The organism is Streptomyces sp. NPDC002520, assembly GCF_053595235.1.
On record NZ_JBSFXG010000001.1, the window covers coordinates 220,239 to 239,136 of the forward strand.

Below are 18,898 nucleotides of genomic sequence, written 5' to 3' on the forward strand. Positions count from 1 at the left end.
AGATGCCAACGTCAGCCGGTCCCACCTCAGGGGCGCGGGGCTCCGTCGATTCGCGGCTCCGCCGCGATGGGGGTCCCCCCGCTCGAGCGAAGCCGAGAGTGGGGGAGCGACCAGCCACAACGGACCCGCACTCGCCGGACGGGACGAGCCACCCCCAACGCATCGCGATCATCGGCGGAGGCCCCGGCGGCCTCTACGCCGCCGCCCTGCTGAAACGCCTCGATCCCGCAAGGCAGATCACCCTCTGGGAACGCAACCCCCCCGACCAGACCTTCGGCTTCGGAGTCGTCCTCTCCGACGAGACCCTGGGCGGCATCGAACACGCCGACCCCGTCGTCTACGCGGCCCTCCAGAAGGACTTCGTCCGCTGGGACGACATCGACATCACCCACCGGGGCACCCGCGAAACCTCCGGAGGACACGGCTTCGCCGCCCTCGGCCGCCGCCGGCTCCTGGAGATCCTGCACGAGCGCTGCCGTTCCCTCGGCGTGGACCTCCGCTTTTGCACCGAGGCACCGCACCCCGACGACCTCTCGGCGAGCCACGACCTGGTCATCGCCGCCGACGGTGTGCACAGCGCCACCCGCGGAACCTACGCCGCCGAGTTCCGCCCCCACGTCACCGCGCACCGCTGCCGGTACATCTGGCTGGCCGCCGACTTCCCCTTCGACGCCTTCCGCTTCGAGATCGCCGAGACCGAGCACGGCGTCATGCAGATGCACGCCTACCCGTATTCGGCGGACGCCTCCACCGTGATCGTCGAGATGCGCGAGGAGGTCTGGCGGGCGGCGGGCTTCGACGAGGCCGACCCGCAGGAGTCGGTCGACCGCTGCGCCAAGATCTTCGCGGACGCGCTCCGCGGCCGCCCCCTGCGCTCCAACAACTCCGCCTGGACGACCTTCCGCACGGTGACCAACGCGCACTGGTCGCACGGCAACGTCGTCCTCCTCGGCGACGCCGCCCACACCGCCCACTTCTCCATCGGCTCCGGCACCAAGCTCGCCGTGGAGGACGCGCTGGCCCTGGCCGCCTGCCTGGAGGAACAGCCGGATGTGCCACAGGCGCTCGCGGCGTACGAGGAGGAGCGCAAGCCCGTCGTCGCCTCCACGCAGCGTGCCGCACGGGCCAGCCTGGAGTGGTTCGAGAACCTGCGGCTCTACCTCGACCAGCCGCCCCGCCAGTTCGCGTTCAACCTGCTCACCCGCAGCCGCCGCGTCACCCACGACAACCTCCGGCTGCGCGACGCCCACTTCACCGAGGCCGTGGAGCGCGAGTTCGGCTGCCCGGCCGGCACGCCCCCGATGTTCACACCGTTCCGGCTGCGCGGGCTGACCCTGCGCAACCGGGTCGTCGTCTCGCCGATGGACATGTACTCGGCGACCGACGGCGTCCCCGGCGACTTCCACCTCGTCCACCTCGGCGCCCGCGCCCTCGGCGGGGCCGGCCTGGTGATGACCGAGATGGTGTGCGTGAGCGAGGAAGGCCGGATCACCCCCGGCTGCGCCGGCCTGTACACCGGCCGGCAGGCCGAGGCGTGGACGCGGATCACCGGCTTCGTGCACGCCCAGGCGCCCGGCACCGCGATCGGCGTCCAGCTCGGGCACGCGGGCCGCAAGGGCTCCACCAGGCTGATGTGGGAGGGCATGGACGAGCCGCTGCCCGACGGCAACTGGCCGCTCGTGGCCGCCTCCCCGCTGCCGTACAAGCCGGACAGCCAGACCCCGCGCCAGCTCTCCCGTGCCCAACTCACCGACATCCGCGAGCAGTTCACGTCCGCCGCCGCGCGGGCCGCGCGGGCCGGCTTCGACCTGCTGGAGCTGCACTGCGCCCACGGCTACCTGCTCTCCGGCTTCCTCTCCCCGCTGACCAACCGGCGCACCGACGCCTACGGCGGCTCGCTGGAGAAACGGCTCAGGTTCCCGCTGGAGGTCTTCGACGCCGTACGCGCGGTGTGGCCGGCCGAGCGGCCGATGACCGTGCGCATCTCGGCCACGGACTGGGCCGAGGGCGGCACCACGGCCGAGGACGCCGTGGAGATCGCCCGCGCCTTCACCGCGCACGGCGCCGACGCGATCGACGTGTCCACCGGTCAGGTGGTCGCCGAGGAGCGGCCGGAGTTCGGCCGGTCGTACCAGACGCCGTTCGCCGACCGCGTCCGGCACGAGCTCGGCGTCCCGGTGATCGCGGTCGGCGCGATCTCCTCCTGGGACGACGTGAACTCGCTGATCCTGGCCGGGCGTACGGACCTGTGCGCGCTGGCCCGGCCGCACCTGTACGACCCGCACTGGACGCTGCACGCCGCCGCCGAGCAGGGGTACACGGGACCCGGAGCCGCCTGGCCCGCGCCCTACCGGGCGGGCAGCAGGCGTCCGCAGACCGGGCGCACGGACGCCCCGAAACCGAGGCTGTCGCTCGACGGGTGAGGGCGGCCGAGGGCGGCCGGGGAGCGGTCGTGCAGCGCCGGTCACAGCCCTTCCACTCGATTCGCACGGTTTTGGAACTGACCTGTTATCGGCGGGTGACTACGTTCTGTCGAGCGAACCGGACCACGGACAGGGATCGAGACTGCGATGAGTGACACCAGGCCGCTGCCCGAGCAGCCGGGATACGGCTACAACCGCCCGTCGGCGCCGGCCCCGGCCCCGGCGCCCCGGCCCGCGCCGGTGTACGAGCCGGCCCCCGCCCGGCAGCGCCGCCCCGACGGCTCGGGCTCCCGTCGTGCGGCTCTCGTCATCCACACGATCGGCGACGTCGCGGCGGCGTTCCTCGGCCTGTGGATCCTGCTGTACATGCTGGAGGCCAACCAGGGCAACGTCTTCGTGCGGTTCGTCGGGGACGTGGCCGACGCGCTCGCCTGGTGGTCGCAGGACATCTTCACGATGGACACCGAGAACCTCCGGGTCCTGCTCAACTACGGCCTGCCCGCGGTGATCTACCTCGCGGTCGGCCACGGCGTCGCGGTCCGGCTGCGGCGCTTCTGAGGCGCCCGGGGTTCAGGGCCCCGGCACAGCCCCCGCGCATCCGGCGAACTCCGCCCCCGCGTCCCGCAGCCGGGCGTGCAGCCCGCGGAACACCTCCGCCGAGCGCACGCCCGGCCAGTCGGCGGGCAGCAGCCGGGCCGGCAGGCCCGGGTCGGTGTAGGGCAGGTGGCGCCAGGAGTCCAGGGCGAGGAGGTAGTCGCGGTAGGCCTCCTCGGGCGGGGTGCCCGTGCGCCGCTCCCAGGCGCGCAGGACCGGGGCGTGGACGTCCAGGAAGTTCTCGTGCTCCTTCGCGATCGCCGAGAGATCCCACCAACGGGTGACGGCCTCGGGGGTCGGGGCGAAGCCGAGGTGGTCACCGCGGAAGAAGTCGACGTACGGGTCGAGGCGCAGCCGGGACAGGGTGTGCCGGGTCTCCTCGTACAGCCGGGCCGGGGCGATCCACACCCCCGGCGCCGCCGTGCCGAAGCCCAGGCCGGCCAGCCGGGAGCGCAGGACGTGCCGCTTCTGCCGTTCCGGCTCGGGCACGGAGAACACCGCGAGCACCCAGCCCTCGTCCTCGGGCGGCGCCGTCGCGTAGATGCGGCGGTCGCCGTCGTCGAGCAACTGGCGTGCCTCGGGCGAGAGTTCGTAGCCGGCCGCGCCCTGTTCGGTGCGGGCGGGCAGGAGCAGGCCGCGGCGTTTGAGCCGGGACACCGAGGAACGCACCGACGGCGCGTCCACCCCGACCGCGGCCAGCAGCCGGATCAGCTCGGCGACGGGCACCGGGCCCGGCACGAAGCGGCCGTACGCGCCGTAGAGCGTGACGATGAGGGACCTGGGGGCGTGCTGCTCGGACACGTTGATCATTTTAAGTCGTCCGCATCACTGCTGGTCACCTTCGCTGCGCAGCCGGAACCGCTGCAACTTCCCGGTGGCCGTACGGGGAAGGGCGTCCAGGAACACGAACGAGCGCGGGCACTTGTACGGAGCCAGCTCCGACTTCAGGAAAGTGCGCAGCGCCTCCGGGTCGCGCCGCGCCCCCGCGCGCAGCACGGTGTACGCCACCACGATCTGGCCGCGCGCCTCGTCGGGCCGGCCGACGACGGCCGTCTCGGCCACGTCCGGGTGGCGCAGCAGCGCGTCCTCCACCTCCGGCCCGGCGATGTTGTACCCGGCTGAGATGATCATGTCGTCGGCGCGTGCCACATAGCGGAAATAGCCGTCGCCGTCGCGGACGTAGGTGTCGCCGGTGATGTTCCAGCCGCCGCGCACGTACTCCCGCTGCCGGGGGTCGGCGAGGTAGCGGCAGCCGATCGGACCGCGCACCGCCAGCAGACCCGGTTCGCCGTCGGGCACGGGGGTGCCGTTCTCGTCCTGGACGCGCGCCTGCCAGCCCGGCACCGGAAGGCCGGTCGTGCCCGGTCTGATCCGCTCTTCGGCGGCGGAGATGAAGATGTGCAGCAGCTCCGTGGCGCCGATGCCGTTGATGATCCGCACGCCGGTGCGCTCGTGCCATTCCTGCCAGGTGGCCGCGGGCAGGTTCTCGCCCGCCGACACGCAGCGCCGCAGGGACGACACGTCGTGCCCGGTGAGGTGGTCGAGCATCGCGCGGTACGCGGTCGGCGCGGTGAACAGGACCGAGACCCGGTGCTCGGCGATCGCGGGCAGCAGCTGCCGCGGACCCGCCTGCTCCAGCAGCAGGGTGCTGGCACCGGCCCGCATCGGGAAGATCACCAGTCCGCCCAGGCCGAAGGTGAAGCCGAGCGGCGGACTCCCGGCGAACACGTCGTCCTCATGGGGGCGCAGCACGTGCCGGGAGAAGGTGTCGGCTATGGCCAGCACGTCCCGGTGGAGGTGCATGCAGCCCTTCGGACGGCCCGTGGTGCCCGAGGTGAAGGCGATCAGGGCGACGTCGTCGGCGGCGGTGTCGATGGCCGGGTACGGCGTCCGCGGCGCGGGCCGGTTCAGCAGGTCCTCGGGGCCGTCACCGCCGTACGTCGTGAGGCGCAGGCCCGGCACCTCGGCCTTCACCAGGTCGTCCACGGAGCGGATGTCGCACAGCGCGTGCCCGACCCGGGCGATCTCGCAGATGGTCGCCAGCTCGTGCGGGCGCTGCTGGGCCAGCACCGTGACCGCGACCGCGCCCGCCTTCAGCACCGCCAGCCAGCAGGCGGCCAGCCAGGGCGTGGTCGGGCCGCGCAGCAGCACCCGGTTGCCGGGGACGACGCCCAGCTCGCCGGTCAGGACGTGCGCGATGCGGTCGACGCGGGCGCCCAGATCGCCGTACGTCCACACGGGGCCGTCCGGGGTGCGGAAGGCCGGGCGGCCCGGGTCGGTGTGGCCGAGGAGTTCGACGGCGCAGTTCAGCCGTTCGGGGTAGTTCAGCTCCGGGAGGTCGAAACACAGCTCGGGCCACTCCTGCGGCGGCGGGAGGTGGTCGCGCGCGAAGGTGTCGACATGGGCCGAGTCGTGCATGGCGATGCCCCCTTGCCGTGACAAGCGTGGAGACGGGCGTCCTGAGAAGCACGGGCGTCCTGGGCTTGACAGGAGCGTATCGTGTTGGTGACGGCAGTCAACTCTGCGCGATAACGTCGGACGGGCGCCCCCAGGGTTCCTGACCGGGAGGGCGGCGCCCCGCCGCACAGGGAGGACCGGCAGTGCTCGCATTCTCACTCGAACCGGAGCAGACCGCCTGGTGTGCCGAGCTGCGCAGGGCGGCCGCCGACCGGTTGCGCCCGCTGGCCGACAAGGGCGAGCCGGGCCGGGTCAACCGCCCGCTCCTCGCCGAACTCGGCCGGCTCGGACTGCTCGCCCGGCTTTTCGGCTCCGGCGCCCTCGACCTGTGCCTGATGCGGGAGTCCCTCGCCCAGGTCTGCACCGAGGCCGAGACCGCCCTCGCGCTCCAGGGCCTGGGCGCCCACCCGGTCCACGCCCACGGCACCCCGGCCCAGCGCGAGCGCTGGCTGCCCGGCGTCGCCGACGGCGGCACGGTGGCCGCGTTCGCGCTGAGCGAGCCGGGCGCCGGATCGGACGCGGCCGCCCTCTCCCTCGCCGCCGAGCCGGACGGCGGCTCCGGCTGGCGCCTCACCGGCGCCAAGTGCTGGATCTCCAACGCCCCCGAGGCCGACTTCTACACCGTCTTCGCCCGCACCACCCCCGGCGCCAAAGCCCGCGGCGTCACCGCCTTCCTGGTCCCCGCCGACCGGCCCGGACTCACCGGCACCGCACTGGAGATGATCTCGCCGCACCCCATCGGCGCCCTCGACTTCGACGCCGTGCCCGTCACCGAGGACGACGTCCTCGGCGAGGTGGACCGGGGCTTCACCGTCGCCATGGCCACCCTCAACCTCTTCCGGCCCAGCGTCGGCGCCTTCGCGGTCGGCATGGCCCAGGCCGCCCTCGACGCCACGCTCGACCACACCCGCGCGCGGGACGCCTTCGGCGGCAAACTCAGCGACCTCCAGGCCGTCTCCCACCAGGTCGCCGAGATGGCACTGCGCACGGAGGCGGCCCGCCTGATGGTCTACGCGGCGGCGTCGGCCTACGACCGGGGCGCCACCGACGTCCCCGGGCGCTCCGCCATGGCCAAGCTGCTCGCCACCGAGACCGCGCAGTACGTCGTCGACACCGCCGTCCAGCTGCACGGCGCCCGCGCCCTGCGCCGCGGCCACCTCCTCGAACACCTCTACCGTGAGGTCCGCGCCCCACGGATCTACGAGGGGGCGAGCGAGGTCCAACGGGGCATCATCGCCAAGGAGTTGTACGCCATGCACCGTGACAGGGAGGCCCGGTGACCACCGAACGCGTCAATCCGCCCGAGCTGTCCCCGCCCACCGGCTTCTCCCACGCCGTCGTCGCGTCCGGCTCCCGCGTGCTGTTCCTGGCCGGCCAGACCGCCCTCGACACCGACGGCAAGATCACCGGCGGCACGCTCCCGGAGCAGTTCGAGAAGGCGCTCGGCAACCTCCTCACCGCCCTCCGCGCGGCCGGCGGCACACCCGCCGACCTCGCCCGCGTGACCGTCTACGCCACCGACGTCGCCGCCTACCGTGACCACGCCCGCCGACTCGGCCGGATCTGGAAGGAGTTGGCCGGCCGGGACTACCCGGCGATGGCGGTCGTGGAGGTCGTACGGCTGTGGGACGAGCAGGCGATGGTGGAACTGGACGGGTTCGCGGTGCTGCCGTAGCCGGGCCGCCGCCGTGCCCCGATGACGGCCGGGGCGCCGCCGCGGCGGGGGAGCCCGCGCCACGGGGCGGGTGGGTCCGTGCTGCCGGGCGGGCGAGTCGGTGCCGCCGGGCGGGCGGGTCCGCGCTACGGAGCGGGCGGGTCCGTGCCGCCGCGGCCCGCGGCTACGCGGCCTGGGGCTACGCGGCCGTCGCGAGGCGTTCGGCCGGGATCCGGTGCGGCGGGACCACGCTGCCGTCGGGGTGCAGTTCCCCGGTGTCGTCGAAGACGATCGACCCGTCGCACAGCAGGGTCCAGCCCTGCTCGGGGTGGGCGGCGACGGAGTGCGGGGCGCTGATGTCCGCCGCGGGGCAGGAGGACTGGTGGGAGCACATGGCGCACCTCCACATCGGATCCGATGGGGGGCCGGCGGAACGGTCACCGTCCGGCCTCATACAGACCATGCCCCCGGCGTGAACTCATCGGAACGCCCTGCGGTGAAGCGTGACAACACGCGGACAACTCGTGGATGGTTCCATGACGCGCCACCGATGGGGTGATGATCACCTCTCGCGGCGACGCCGCCCGGTACCAGTTGAGGCCCCCACCCCATGGAAACCGGGAGGCATCCCTTGTCCGTACGCACCGCGCTCGCCACGGCGCTCGGCGCCACCGCGCTCCTGTGCGCCGTCGCCGCACCGGCCGCCGGCGCCGCACCGGCCACTGCCGCGGCACCGGCCGCCGTCGCCGACTCGTCCGAGAGCGTCTCCATCGACCCGATCGGCCGGATCGGCGCGGACGGCACCGTCACCGTCTCCGGCTCGTACCGCTGCGTCGCCGGCACCGGTCCCGTGTTCGTCAGCACCTCGCTCAGCCAGAGCGACTCCCGCGTGAAGCACGGCATCGGCGGCACGAAGGCCGTGTGCGACGGCGCCGAGCACCCCTTCGCGAACTCGGGCCGGGTCACGTCCGAGTCCCTCAAGGCAGGCGGGGCCCACGTCGAGGCCTCGCTCATGGAGCTGCGCCCCGCGGGCCTCGTCCCGCTGCCGGCCTTCCACGCAGTCCAGGAACGGGACGTCGCCCTCGTCCAGAACTGACATCCGCGCCGAGCGGCCCGGCACCGTGTGGGTGCACCGGGCCGCTCGGCGTATCCGGCACAGGCCGGGAGGGCTGCCGGGTGCGGGGCGCACCGCCGGAGGGGGGCGTCGGGCGCCGTGGAGCACCGCCTCGCCGGACACACAGCGTTACCGCCCATCGGGGTAAAACGGGCAGCCTTTCGAGCCTGCACCCCTCGGTCGCTACGATGTGTGATTAACTTCGGGCGTCTCGTCACCTTGCGTGGCCACCCTCTGGTTCTCGTCTCCCGCCTCCGTCTTCCGGCCGTCCCCTGCCTCCGGCTGCCCGGGCGGTGCCTCCCACGCACCGTCCGGGCCACCCGGACCGCCCCCGCCGCCTCGCCGTTCGACGGTTCGTGCCGCTCGACCTGGGGTCGCGCGAAAAGTCCAAGAACCGCCCCGCCGCGGTGCATTGACGCACCGACAGGCTCTGACAACGATGTCACGCATTGCCGTCCACCGGATCGACGAGGGAGAGCGATGCGCCTGCGCCCGTACCCGCGCCTGCCCAGACCCACCCGACTGACTCGCATACTGTCCGCCGTCGTCTGTGCCGCCGTCATCGCCGGCGGCACCCAGGCGACGGTCGCCTCCGCCTCTCCGGCGGCAGGAACGCCGGGGTTCCCCGACGACCCGACGGCCTATGTGAACACCTCGATCGGCAACAACGGATCGGGTACGACGTTCCCGGGCGCCGCCCTGCCGTTCGGAATGGTGCAGAACAGCCCCGACACCCGGCTCAACTCCTACGCGTCGTACGACTACGCGGACTCCAGGATCCTCGGCTTCAGCCAGACCCACCTGTCCGGCGTCGGCTGCCAGACCAACGGGAACGTCCGCCTGATGCCGGTGACCGGCGGTTTCCCCGGCACACAGCCTGCGCAGCAGGCCGCAGGCTTCCGGCACGCCGACGAGCACGCCGAACCCGGTTACTACAAGGTCGGGCTGGACAGCGGGGTGACCGCGGAGCTGACCGCGACCGAGCGGACCGGCTGGCACCGCTACACCTTCCCGGCCGGTGCCGCGCAGGACACGGTGGTCGTCAACGTCGGCTCCAGCAACGGCTACACGTACGGCGGCCAGGTGGACGTCGTCGGCGACGACACCGTCGAGGGCTGGATCACCGGCGGCAACTTCTGCTGGGAGACCGGCAAGGAGCGGTACAAGATCTTCTTCAGTGCCAGGTTCGACCGGCCGTTCCGCTCCTTCGGCACGTGGGCGGACGGCGGCCAGGTCAGCACCGGCCGCAGGTCGGCGGCGATCAGCGGCACCTCCTCGGACGGCTCACGGGCCGACGGCGGCGCCATGCTCGGCTTCGGCGCGGGCGGCGGCCGGGTCGGCGCGACCGTGGGCGTCTCCTACACCTCCGTCGACGGCGCCCGGCTGAACCGGCGTACCGAAAGCGCGGACCAGAGCTTCGACACCGTCCGGGCCGCCGCCCACCGGACCTGGAAGCGGCAGCTCCGGCGGCTCCAGGTCGCCGGCGGCGGCGACGCCGACCGGCGCACCTTCTACTCGGCCCTCTACCGCGCCACGCTCCACCCGTCCGTCGGTTCCGACGTCGACGGCCGGTACATGGGCTTCGACAAGACCGTGCACCACAGCGACCGGCCCTACTACCAGATGTTCTCCCTCTGGGACACCTACCGGGCCCAGAACCAGCTGGTCGCGCTGCTGGAACCGCGCCGCGCCACCGACATCGCGAAGTCGCTGCTGCGCGTCTACCAGGACGGCGGCTGGGTCCCGCGCTGGGGGCTCGGTCCGAGCGAGACGAACGTGATGAGCGGGGAGGGCCCGACACCGTTCATCACCTCCCTGTACGCGCGCGGGCTGCTCGACCGGCCGACCGCGAAGGCCCTGTTCGACGCGCTGTGGAAGAACGTCACCGAGGTGCCCGCCGACCAGTCGGTCTTCCGTGGCCGCGACGGCAACCCCACGTATCTGAGCAACGGCTGGATCGGCTACCAGGACAAGGGCGGCTACCGCTGGGGCGACTCCCGGCAGGCCGGCTCCGCGACGCTGGAGTACGCGCTGGCCGACTGCGGTCTGGCCACGATGGCCGACGGCCTCGGTGAGACGGCGAAGGCACGGGTGCTGCACGCGCGGTGCGGGAACTTCGCCGACGAGTGGGACGACGGGGTCGGTTCGAAGGGCTTCGACGGCTTTCCGCGCGCCCGCACCCCGGAGGGCACCTGGGTGGGCAGCGCCGACCCGACCGAGAGCACCGGCTTCCACGAGGGCACCCCGTGGCAGTACCAGTGGCTGGCCCAGCAGGACGCCCCCGGCCTGTTCGCGCTGATGGGCGGGAAGGCCAAGGCGGAGCAGCGGCTCGACACCTTCTTCGACATGCCGGGCGTCCTGAGCGACCACACCCAAGTGGCCAGGAAATCATGGGTGGTCGGCGCCTACGACTACCACAACAACTTCGCCTACAACCCGAACAACGAGCCCGACCTGCACGCCCCGTGGATGTACGCGTGGACCGACCAGCCGTGGAAGACCTCCGCGGTGCTGCGCGCGGCCCAGCCGCTGTTCACCGACGACGCCTACGGCATGCCCGGCAACGACGACCTCGGCACCCTCTCCTCCTGGCTGGTCTGGTCCATGATCGGCATGTACGAGGTGATGCCCGGCTCCGCCGAGTACGTGATGACCGCGCCGATGTTCGAGCGGGTCCGCATCCAGCCGCAGGGCGGACGGCCCGTCGACATCACCGCGCCCGGCGCCGACCGCTCGAAGCTCCAGTACGTGTCCTCGGTCCGCGTGGGCGGCGCCGACCGGACCGAGTCGTGGATCAGCCACGCCGATCTGCTCCGCGCCGGCACCATCGACTTCGGCCTCACCACGGACCCGGCGAGCACCGACTGGGGCCGGGGCAGCGGCGACCAGCCGCCCCGGCACGGCAGCACGGACCCCGGTGTCCGGCCCTTCACCACGCTCCCCGACGACAGCCCCGCACTCCTCGCACCGGGCAGCAGCATCGAGGCGCGGGTGGGAGCCGCCGACCTCTCCGACTCCCCGGCCGAGGTCGCCTTCACCGCCGTCACCCCCTCCGGCGTGAGCGTGTCACCGGCCTCGGGCCGGCTGACGGTCGCCGCGGGCGCCCGTGCCACCACCCCGGTGACCGTGACCGCCGACGACTCCGCGAAGCCCGGCCCGCGCACCGTCGAGTTCCGGATGACCGACACGGCGACCGGCCGGTCCCTCGGCAGCACGATGATCGCGCTCAAGGTCACCTCCCTGTCCTACGGCAGACCGGCCACGCAGAAGACCACCGCCTGGGGCGGCGTGGCCTCGCGCGCCGTCGACGGCGTCACCGACGGCAACTTCACCGTCGGCTCGGTCACCCACACCGCCGAGGACGGCTCCGCGGAGCCCTGGTGGCAGGTCGACCTCGGCGCGTCGAAGTCCCTGTCCGACGTCGTGCTGTGGAACCGCACGGACTGCTGCTCGGAACGCCTGAGCGACTACTACGTCCTCGTCTCCGACACCCCGTTCACCAGCGACTCCCTGGCCACGACGCTCGCCCGGCCGGACGTGAGCGCCGTCCACCGCACCGACACCGCCGCCGGCCCGACGACCGTCCCGGTGAACGCCACGGGCCGCTACGTGCGGATCCAGCTCGCCGGCACGGCACCCCTGTCCCTTGCCGAGGTCGAGGTGCTGCCGTCATGACGGCCCGCGGCCGGTGAGGAGAAGGGACCGCATGCCCGTGTCACGACGCCCGCTGACCGGAGTACCCGCGCTGACCGTGTGCGCCACGGTGACCTCCGTCGGCGGCGCACGGGCCACGGCCGCCGCCACCCGACCCGTGATGACCCCGTCGACGGCTTCGCCCGCCTCGACCCGTACCTGCGCCGGCCCGGCCATGCCCCCGGCCTCCACCAGCCCGTCCACACAAAGGAGTTGAACCGGCCCCAGCGAAGACCCACGGCCGCGAGGACCCCCCACCGCACGTCCTTTCCGACCGCACTACGAGCGTCCGCACCACGAGCGTCGCTCGTCTGGAGGCAGCATGTCCCGCTCCGTCAGAGTCCTCGCCGCCCTGCTGGCGGCACTGTCCCTGACCACGGCCCCCGCGGCCTTCGGCGCCCCGGGCGCCGGCGGCCGGCCCGCCGCCGCGGGGGAGCAGGAGGCCGGGGCACTGCCCCCGGTCTCCCCGACGCCTCAGCACATCACCCGGGTCGGCCAGGACCTGGTGCTGCCCGACACCGCCGAGGTCGTCGTCGGTGACGACACCGACGCCGCCGCCCGCGCCCTGCTCGTCCGCACCCTGCGCTCCCACGGAGTCCAGCGCGCCGACGTCACCGGGCACCCCTCGGGGCACGCGCCGCTGACCCTGCTCCTCGGACCCGCCGGCCGCCCGGACGTGGCCCGGGCCCTTTCGGGCACCGAGGTCCCCGACCACAGCGAGGGGTACGCGCTGCGGGTGCGCCGGGGGACCGGGGCCGCGCACGGCACGGTGGCCCTCGGCGGCACCGACGCCACCGGCCAGTTCTACGCCGTACAGACCCTGCGCCAACTGATCGTCGGCACTGACGGGGACGGGGACGGGGGCGACGGGGCGCGGATCGCCGGCGCCGGCGTCTCCGACCACCCGTCGATGCCGCTGCGCGGCACCATCGAGGGCTTCTACGGGCCGCCGTGGACCACGGCGGAGCGCCTGGACCAGATGGACTTCCTCGGCGACACGAAGTCCAACACGTACGTCTACGCGCCGAAGGACGACCCGTACCACCGCGACCGATGGCGCGAGCCCTACCCCGCGGACAAGCTCTCCGAACTGCGCACCCTGGTCGAGCGCGCCCGCGCCAACCATGTGCGCTTCACCTTCGCCGTCTCGCCCGGTGCCTCCATCTGCTACTCCGACCCGGCCGACGTCAAGGCGCTCACCGACAAGCTGAAGGCCATGTACGACGTCGGCGTACGCTCCTTCTCCATCCCGCTGGACGACATCAGCTACACGCGCTGGAACTGCGCCGCGGACCAGCAGAAGTTCGGCGCCCCGGGCCGCGGCCCCGCAGCCCGCGCCCAGGTGGGCCTGCTCAACACCGTGCAGCACGACGCCGTCGCCGCCTGGCCGGGGACCAACCCGCTGCAGATGGTCCCCACCGAGTACGGCGACCTGACCGACACCGCCTACAAGCAGACCCTCCGCGGGACGCTCGACCCCGCTGTGCAGGTGATGTGGACCGGCACCGACGTCGTCCCCCGGGAGATCACGAACGCCCAGGCGTCCAAGGCCGCCGAACTCTTCGGCCGCAAGGTCTTCGTGTGGGACAACTACCCGGTCAACGACTTCGCCCGGACCGCGGGCCGGCTGCTGCTGGCGCCCTACGACAAGCGTGAGCCCGGTCTGTCCGACCACGTCAGCGGCATCGTCTCCAACCCGATGAACCAGGAGGCCGCCAGCAAGCTCGCCGTCTTCACGATGTCGGACTTCTCCTGGAACGACCGCGGCTACGACCGGGACCGCTCCGGACGCCAGGCCGCCCTGTACCTCGCCGGCGGCGACCCCGCGACCGCCGACGCGATCCAGGTGTTCGTCGACCTCAACCACATGGCCCCGACCTTCGGCTCCGAGCCGTGGCAGCCCCAGGCGCCGGTGTTCGGCGCCGAACTGGACCGGTTCTGGCGGGACTACGCGACCGACCCGCACCAGGCCGTCCGGGACCTCCGCCCGTCCGTGCGCACCGTCACCGGGGCACCGGCCCGCATCCGCTCCGGCGTGACCGACCGGCTGTTCCTCTCCGACGCCGCACGCTGGCTGGACGCCACGCAGCTGTGGGGCCGGGCGATGGAGCACGGACTGGACGCCCTCGCCGCGATCGACGCGGGCGACGCGCCCGAAGCGGCCAGGGAGCGCGCGGCCATGGACGACCGCGCGGCGGACGCGACCGCGATCACGGTCGACCCGGCCGAGCACCACCAGCACGGCCAGGTGAAGATCGGCGACCCGTACATCGAGGACTTCGTCGCCCGTGTGCGCGACCTCCACGACGAGTCGATGGGCCTGCCGCCCCTGCGCGAACTCGCGCACGGCAAGACGGCCACCCAGAGCTCCGACTACAACTGGGGAGGTGCCTTCCCCTTCTCCGCCGACAAGTCCGTCGACGGCGACCGCTACGACTTCTCCACCACCAGCGGCAAGGAGGCACAGCCCTGGTGGCAGGTCGACCTGGGAGCCGGCGCCGACCTGGAGCAGATCAGGATCTACAACCGCACCGACTGCTGCGCCGACCGCCTCAAGGACTACTACGTCCTCGTCTCCGACCAGCCCTTCACCGGCACCCTCGCCGACCAGCTCGCCGACCCGGACGTCTGGGCCCACCACGAGACCGCCCAGGCCGCCGGCCCCACCACCATCGACACGACGGCCAAGGGCCGCTACGTGCGGGTCTGGCTCGCGAGCACGTCGCCCGTGGAACTCAACATGGCCGAGGTGGAGGTCCTCGGCCGCGCGGAGAAGGCGTGACATCCCGCACGCGGCCGAAGGGCCCGTGGGTCAGATGTCCCGGAAGAGACCAGGAACCCCCGCACCCTGCTGTGACGGATCGCGGCGGAGCGCGGGGGTGTGTAGATGGTCTTTCGGCTGTTTCACCGCTGGTCACGGCCGGGTCCACCCACCGATGCGGGTGAGGGACAATCCGGCACGCTCAGTGTGCCCCTGCCGCGGCGGCCGCATTCCTCAGGGCGAGGAGGAGCCCGTCCAGCGCCGAATGGCCTACCGACGCCTCGCGAACCGCCGCATCGATGGACCGGACCGGCTCGGGATTGCGCACCTTCCGCACTACGACACCAGGATGATGACTGACCAGACCCGTGTCCGGGATCAGACTCACGCCCAGCCCCGCGGCGACGAACCCTTGCGCGGTGACGTAGTCCCCGCTCTCCACGGCAAAGGCCGGGCTGAACCCGGCGGCCGCGCAGGCGTTCATCACCGTGTCTCGGCATGTGCCGGGCGGCTCGCTGCCCACCCATGACTCGTCGGCGAGGTCACCGAGATCGATGCTCCGCTTCGACGCGAACCTGTGCCCCTTCGACAGGACAAGGCGGTACGGGTCGTCGAGCAGGTGCACCAGGCGCACACGGTCGTACCGCGGTCCCTCCGCCGTGACCACGACAGCCAGGTCGGCGCGCCCCTCCGCCACCTCCAGCAGCGGATCGTCAGGATCGGTCATCTTCAGATCTATGCACACGTCGGGGTACTGCTCACCGAAATCCGCGACCGCGGGCGCCACCACCGTGGAGCCGATCGTGGCGAAGTAGAGAATCGACAGCCGGCCTGTCCGTCCCTCCCTCAGGTCGGCCAGTGCCGTCTCCGCTGCGGCGATCTGGCTGCTGATGACGGCGGCGTCATCGTGCACGATGCGGCCGACCACTGTTTCGCGCTGGTGGACTGGTGGCAGGGGGAGAACGAGATTCACCAGCGGCCGTTCTCGGCGCCCCTGGAGCAGCCGCATGCGCTGCGGCCGCATCCGGGCGAGGCCATCGGCTGCGTCTGGGAACTGGCTGTCACCGATTTCGAGCGGCGGGCATGGCTGCGCCACGTCCTCGACAATCCTGAAGGCCCAGACACGGACGCCTATCTCAACGCTCACTTCGCTGGACGGGTCTGACGGTGAAGAGGATGCTGAAACGCCTGGCGGCAGTCGAGGCGAGTCGGGGCACTTTGGAGACCGTGATGACCTCGGCGCTGACGCGGGCGCGCACAGGGTGAGATCTCGGGTGACAGGGATCTCGCGGTGCTGGTCCCTCTTGCCGCCGCCCACTCACATCACCTGTCGAGCGGTTACGCCTTCGCTCTACGCGTCGCCGCAGTCGCCCTGCTCGTCACCCCCTGTTCTCGGTGCTTTCTCGCCGCACCGAGTAACCGAAGGAGAATGCGGAATGACCGCACGTTTCGCCGGCAAGGTGACCCTCGTCACCGGCGGAGGTTCCGGCATCGGCCGTGCCACCGCGCTTGCCTTCGCCCGGGAAGGCGCGACCGTGGTAGTCGCCGGGCGCAGCATCGACCCGCTCGAGCAGACAGTGAAACTGATCAAGGACGAAGGCGGCGAGGCCGGCGCCGTGACTGCTGACGTCACTTCCTCCCAGGACATCGCCCGGCTTGTCGCGACCGCCGTGGAGCTCCACGGCGGTCTGCACATCGCGATCAACAACGCAGGAGTTCTCGAGGCCGGGCCGCTTGCGGACATGGACGAGGCGCTCTGGGACCGCCAGTTGGCCGTGAACCTGACCGGCGTCTTCCTCAGCATGAAACACGAAATCGCCCACATGCGCGGCCGTGGTGGCGGCGTGATCGTCAACACCGCCTCCAACCTGGGTGCGCACATGCGGCTGCCGTTCCTCGGCGCGTACGCGGCCTCCAAGGCGGCGGTGAGCGCGCTGAGCCGGGCGGCCGCAAAGGAGTACATCGGGGAGGGCATCCGCATCAACGCGTTCAGCCCGGGGCCTATCGCAACACCCATGTCTCTGCTGCCGGGCGAGACCGAGGACGACCGCACCGAACGAATGAAGGGCATGCTGCCGATCGGCAGGGTCGGAACACTCGACGAAGCGGCCTCCGCCGTGCTCTGGCTCGCATCACCCGAGGCGGGCTTCGCCGTCGGCCACGACCTGGTCTTCGACGGGGGTGCGACCGCTTGATGCGCAGGCGGAGGTGACCCAAGGAGCCGCCCACCCGGTGGCCGTACACGAGATTCCGGGTGGGCGGCAAACGAAGGCAGGTCGGGCGATGGCCGACGCCGCGCAGGCGTCTGGGCCGTACGTCGCGGCGCGACCGCCTCCAAGGGCTCGCCGTTCAGCCTCCTCCACTGCGATGACACGTTCCCGAACTCCCGACCAGTGCACGCGCGTGTTCACGGCTCTCCTATCGACGGCGAGCACGGACGTTAGTCGGTGCCGCCGACATCCGACCTCCGTCTGGGCTGTGTTCGCGGCAGTTCGTCTCTACCGGGAACCTGCCGGACGGCGTTGTCACCCTCTCCCCTCTGCGTCCGGGGCAACGTCAGCGCGATGCCGTTTGGCAGTTGGCGCGTCCGTATGAGCCGTAGGCGGTGGCCTGCTGGACCACTGTGCCGTGCAGGCTGACGGAGCAGGTGGCGTTGCCGCCTTCCTTGCCCAGGACGACGGAGACGACTACCGGGGCGCCGACGGTCAGGTCGGTATCGCCGTGCCAGGGCAGGTGGGCGTTGACGGTGTGCAGTCTTCCGTCGGGTCCGGCGTAGCTGATCCGGGCGGTGCCGTGGCCGGTGATCTGGTAGGACGCGGGGACGGTGGGGCTGTGGCGCCTGGCGTCCGCGTCGTTCTTGGCGTTCCCGTTGTGGGCGGCGAACAGGGCGCCGACGGTGGCGAGGGCGGCACACAGGAGGGCGGCGCCGAATGCGAGAGGGCGGGCGCGGCGCCGGGTGGCGGAAGCTGCTGCGGTTTCCTTGTTTTCGCGGGTTTCGGGTCCTGCTGTTGTGTGGATTTCCATCGCCGACTTCCATTGCACGGATGGGCGTGAACGCCTGGCTTCGAGTTCTTCGGAGTGTGCCCGTCGATTAGAGCCAGGGCGACTGAAAGGCGCAAGTGCCGGACCGGAAAGTCCCTTTCGTGTCTGCGGCTCACCATGTCTGAGCCAGCTTATCCCTGAAGTGCAGATAAATAGCTGTCTCGACTCGGTAATGCGTCGACCGTAAAGGTCAAGTCGATCCCAAGGTTGTGTGTAACCTGTGGCTGAATCTGAGCCCATGAAACGGGTGAACCAGATGATTCGGCTGGCCGGATGGATGGTTCGTCCTGTTTTTCCTCGAATGGTGCTCCCGCTAGACCTTGCCGCGATCTTCGTGTCACAGTCCCGCCGTTGATTCGGTGTCCCCCAGCACTGGTCGCATCAACGGCTATGGAACTGCCATGGCCGTTTTTGTGCGGGCGCGTCTATGTACGTGGTTTACGGTGCTGCGGTTCAGTCTGTCCTGCTCGCCGGCAACAGCCTCGAGAAAGAGGGGGCATGCCGGAATGGTCATTTCGACCTGTCTCGGGATGTTCGCGCTCCGAAAATCACGCGCAGGCGCGGTCGCTCGTGCTGTTTGTCGAGCATGCGTGACAAGGAGTTGTGAGTGGCGAGACGAAGTCGGATTGCCGTATCCCTGGTGGCCGGTGCGTTGCTGGGTTCTGTCCTACAGACCCCGGCGTTCGCGTCCGCGCCGTCGTCGGGCGACGGCGGTCCCGGAATCATCGACACGGTCAAGGGCTGGTTCGGTGGCGGGCATTCCGCGCCGAAGCCGCCGGTCGGGCCGAAGGGCGCGATAGCCGACCGGCAGAAGCTGCCGCCGGGCAAGAAGGCGCCGGCGGCGCATCGGGTGCGGGAGCTGACGTCCAAGCGCACCTCGTCGGCGCGGTACTGGAAGCTGTCGGACGGCACCACGCAGGCTGAGGTCTCCGCGGTCCCGCTGTCGTATCGTTCGGCACACGGCTGGAAGGCGATCGACACGAAGGTCGCTGCGAGTGGCCGGGCCGGTTACAAGTACGCCAACACTGCCAACCTGGCCCGCGCCTACTTCGGTTCCCGAAGCGGGAGCCTACTGCGTTTCGAGGCAGACGGGAACACCGTCACTCTGGGCCTGGCCGGTGCGGACAAGGCCGTCTCCCCGGTGGCCAAGGGCGACACCG

The 18,898-nt window shown here is 71.7% G+C and carries 14 protein-coding genes; 8 read left to right on the top strand and 6 right to left on the bottom strand.

The annotated features are described in order from the left end of the window. Positions 1-2 precede the first annotated feature (2 nt). Both ACWD5D_RS00915 and ACWD5D_RS00920 read left to right on the top strand, forming a co-directional pair. Positions 3-2,423, top strand: coding sequence for a bifunctional salicylyl-CoA 5-hydroxylase/oxidoreductase (locus tag ACWD5D_RS00915; RefSeq protein WP_451370635.1), 2,421 nt, complete (start codon positions 3-5; stop codon positions 2,421-2,423). A gap of 147 nt (positions 2,424-2,570) precedes the next feature. Next, complete coding sequence (locus tag ACWD5D_RS00920; RefSeq protein WP_451370636.1) at positions 2,571-2,981, top strand: hypothetical protein; 411 nt, start codon at positions 2,571-2,573, stop codon at positions 2,979-2,981. A 12-nt stretch (positions 2,982-2,993) separates the two neighbouring features. Here ACWD5D_RS00920 and ACWD5D_RS00925 read toward each other — a convergent pair whose 3' ends face one another. Both ACWD5D_RS00925 and ACWD5D_RS00930 read right to left on the bottom strand, forming a co-directional pair. Next, positions 2,994-3,827 (bottom strand): PaaX family transcriptional regulator, encoded by an 834-nt coding sequence (locus ACWD5D_RS00925; RefSeq protein ID WP_451370637.1) that lies wholly within the window; start codon positions 3,825-3,827, stop codon positions 2,994-2,996. 15 nt (positions 3,828-3,842) lie between these two features. Next, the gene (locus tag ACWD5D_RS00930; protein ID WP_451370638.1) at positions 3,843-5,435 is read right to left on the bottom strand and encodes an AMP-binding protein; all 1,593 of its coding nucleotides are present in this window, start codon (positions 5,433-5,435) and stop codon (positions 3,843-3,845) included. Between the two features lie 182 nt (positions 5,436-5,617). Between ACWD5D_RS00930 and ACWD5D_RS00935 the strand changes: the two genes are divergently transcribed. Both ACWD5D_RS00935 and ACWD5D_RS00940 read left to right on the top strand, forming a co-directional pair. Continuing rightward, entirely contained in the window at positions 5,618-6,754 is a 1,137-nt protein-coding gene (locus ACWD5D_RS00935) for an acyl-CoA dehydrogenase family protein (RefSeq protein WP_451370639.1), read from the top strand. Continuing rightward, a complete protein-coding gene (locus ACWD5D_RS00940; protein ID WP_451370640.1) occupies positions 6,751-7,149 on the top strand; it encodes a RidA family protein in 399 nt (132 codons plus the stop codon). Before ACWD5D_RS00935 ends, ACWD5D_RS00940 begins: the two co-directional genes overlap by 4 nt. Positions 7,150-7,327: 178 nt before the next feature. On the opposite strand, the gene ACWD5D_RS00945 is transcribed toward ACWD5D_RS00940, so the two are convergent. Continuing rightward, the gene (locus ACWD5D_RS00945) at positions 7,328-7,522 is read right to left on the bottom strand and encodes a DUF5999 family protein (RefSeq protein ID WP_451370641.1); all 195 of its coding nucleotides are present in this window, start codon (positions 7,520-7,522) and stop codon (positions 7,328-7,330) included. A 237-nt stretch (positions 7,523-7,759) separates the two neighbouring features. On the opposite strand from ACWD5D_RS00945, the gene ACWD5D_RS00950 reads away from it, so the two are divergent. Together ACWD5D_RS00950 and ACWD5D_RS00955 are read left to right on the top strand one after the other, a co-directional pair. Next, positions 7,760-8,224, top strand: a complete 465-nt coding sequence (locus ACWD5D_RS00950; protein ID WP_451370642.1) for a DUF6299 family protein — start codon at positions 7,760-7,762, stop codon at positions 8,222-8,224. 498 nt (positions 8,225-8,722) lie between these two features. Then, positions 8,723-11,917: a GH92 family glycosyl hydrolase gene (locus ACWD5D_RS00955; protein WP_451370643.1), complete on the top strand. Its 3,195-nt coding sequence runs from the start codon at positions 8,723-8,725 to the stop codon at positions 11,915-11,917. Here ACWD5D_RS00955 and ACWD5D_RS00960 read toward each other — a convergent pair. Next, positions 11,912-12,139: a hypothetical protein gene (locus ACWD5D_RS00960; protein ID WP_451370644.1), complete on the bottom strand. Its 228-nt coding sequence runs from the start codon at positions 12,137-12,139 to the stop codon at positions 11,912-11,914. The two genes, ACWD5D_RS00955 and ACWD5D_RS00960, sit on opposite strands and share 6 nt — an antisense overlap. A gap of 118 nt (positions 12,140-12,257) precedes the next feature. On the opposite strand from ACWD5D_RS00960, the gene ACWD5D_RS00965 reads away from it, so the two are divergent. Beyond that, positions 12,258-14,717, top strand: coding sequence for a beta-N-acetylglucosaminidase domain-containing protein (locus ACWD5D_RS00965; RefSeq protein WP_451370645.1), 2,460 nt, complete (start codon positions 12,258-12,260; stop codon positions 14,715-14,717). Positions 14,718-14,898: 181 nt separating this feature from the next. Here ACWD5D_RS00965 and ACWD5D_RS00970 read toward each other — a convergent pair whose 3' ends face one another. Beyond that, positions 14,899-15,792, bottom strand: a complete 894-nt coding sequence (locus tag ACWD5D_RS00970; protein ID WP_451370646.1) for a LysR substrate-binding domain-containing protein — start codon at positions 15,790-15,792, stop codon at positions 14,899-14,901. A gap of 340 nt (positions 15,793-16,132) precedes the next feature. Here ACWD5D_RS00970 and ACWD5D_RS00975 point away from each other — a divergent pair, with 340 nt between their 5' ends. Further along, complete coding sequence (locus ACWD5D_RS00975) at positions 16,133-16,891, top strand: SDR family NAD(P)-dependent oxidoreductase (RefSeq protein ID WP_451370647.1); 759 nt, start codon at positions 16,133-16,135, stop codon at positions 16,889-16,891. Between the two features lie 361 nt (positions 16,892-17,252). On the opposite strand, the gene ACWD5D_RS00980 is transcribed toward ACWD5D_RS00975, so the two are convergent. Further along, positions 17,253-17,720 carry an MmpS family transport accessory protein gene (locus tag ACWD5D_RS00980; RefSeq protein WP_451370648.1) on the bottom strand — a complete coding sequence of 156 codons (468 nt, stop codon included), beginning with the start codon at positions 17,718-17,720 and terminating at the stop codon, positions 17,253-17,255. Positions 17,721-18,898 lie beyond the last annotated feature (1,178 nt).

Excerpts from the sequence above, each read along its gene's own strand:
- ACWD5D_RS00915 (WP_451370635.1), top strand. The coding sequence starts at position 3 with ATGCCAACGTCAGCCGGTCCCACCTCAGGGGCGCGGGGCTCCGTCGAT.
- ACWD5D_RS00920 (WP_451370636.1), top strand. The coding sequence starts at position 2,571 with ATGAGTGACACCAGGCCGCTGCCCGAGCAGCCGGGATACGGCTACAAC.
- ACWD5D_RS00925 (WP_451370637.1), bottom strand. The coding sequence starts at position 3,827 with ATGATCAACGTGTCCGAGCAGCACGCCCCCAGGTCCCTCATCGTCACG.
- ACWD5D_RS00930 (WP_451370638.1), bottom strand. The coding sequence starts at position 5,435 with ATGCACGACTCGGCCCATGTCGACACCTTCGCGCGCGACCACCTCCCG.
- ACWD5D_RS00945 (WP_451370641.1), bottom strand. The coding sequence starts at position 7,522 with ATGTGCTCCCACCAGTCCTCCTGCCCCGCGGCGGACATCAGCGCCCCG.
- ACWD5D_RS00955 (WP_451370643.1), top strand. The coding sequence starts at position 8,723 with ATGCGCCTGCGCCCGTACCCGCGCCTGCCCAGACCCACCCGACTGACT.
- ACWD5D_RS00965 (WP_451370645.1), top strand. The coding sequence starts at position 12,258 with ATGTCCCGCTCCGTCAGAGTCCTCGCCGCCCTGCTGGCGGCACTGTCC.
- ACWD5D_RS00975 (WP_451370647.1), top strand. The coding sequence starts at position 16,133 with ATGACCGCACGTTTCGCCGGCAAGGTGACCCTCGTCACCGGCGGAGGT.
- ACWD5D_RS00980 (WP_451370648.1), bottom strand. The coding sequence starts at position 17,720 with ATGGAAATCCACACAACAGCAGGACCCGAAACCCGCGAAAACAAGGAA.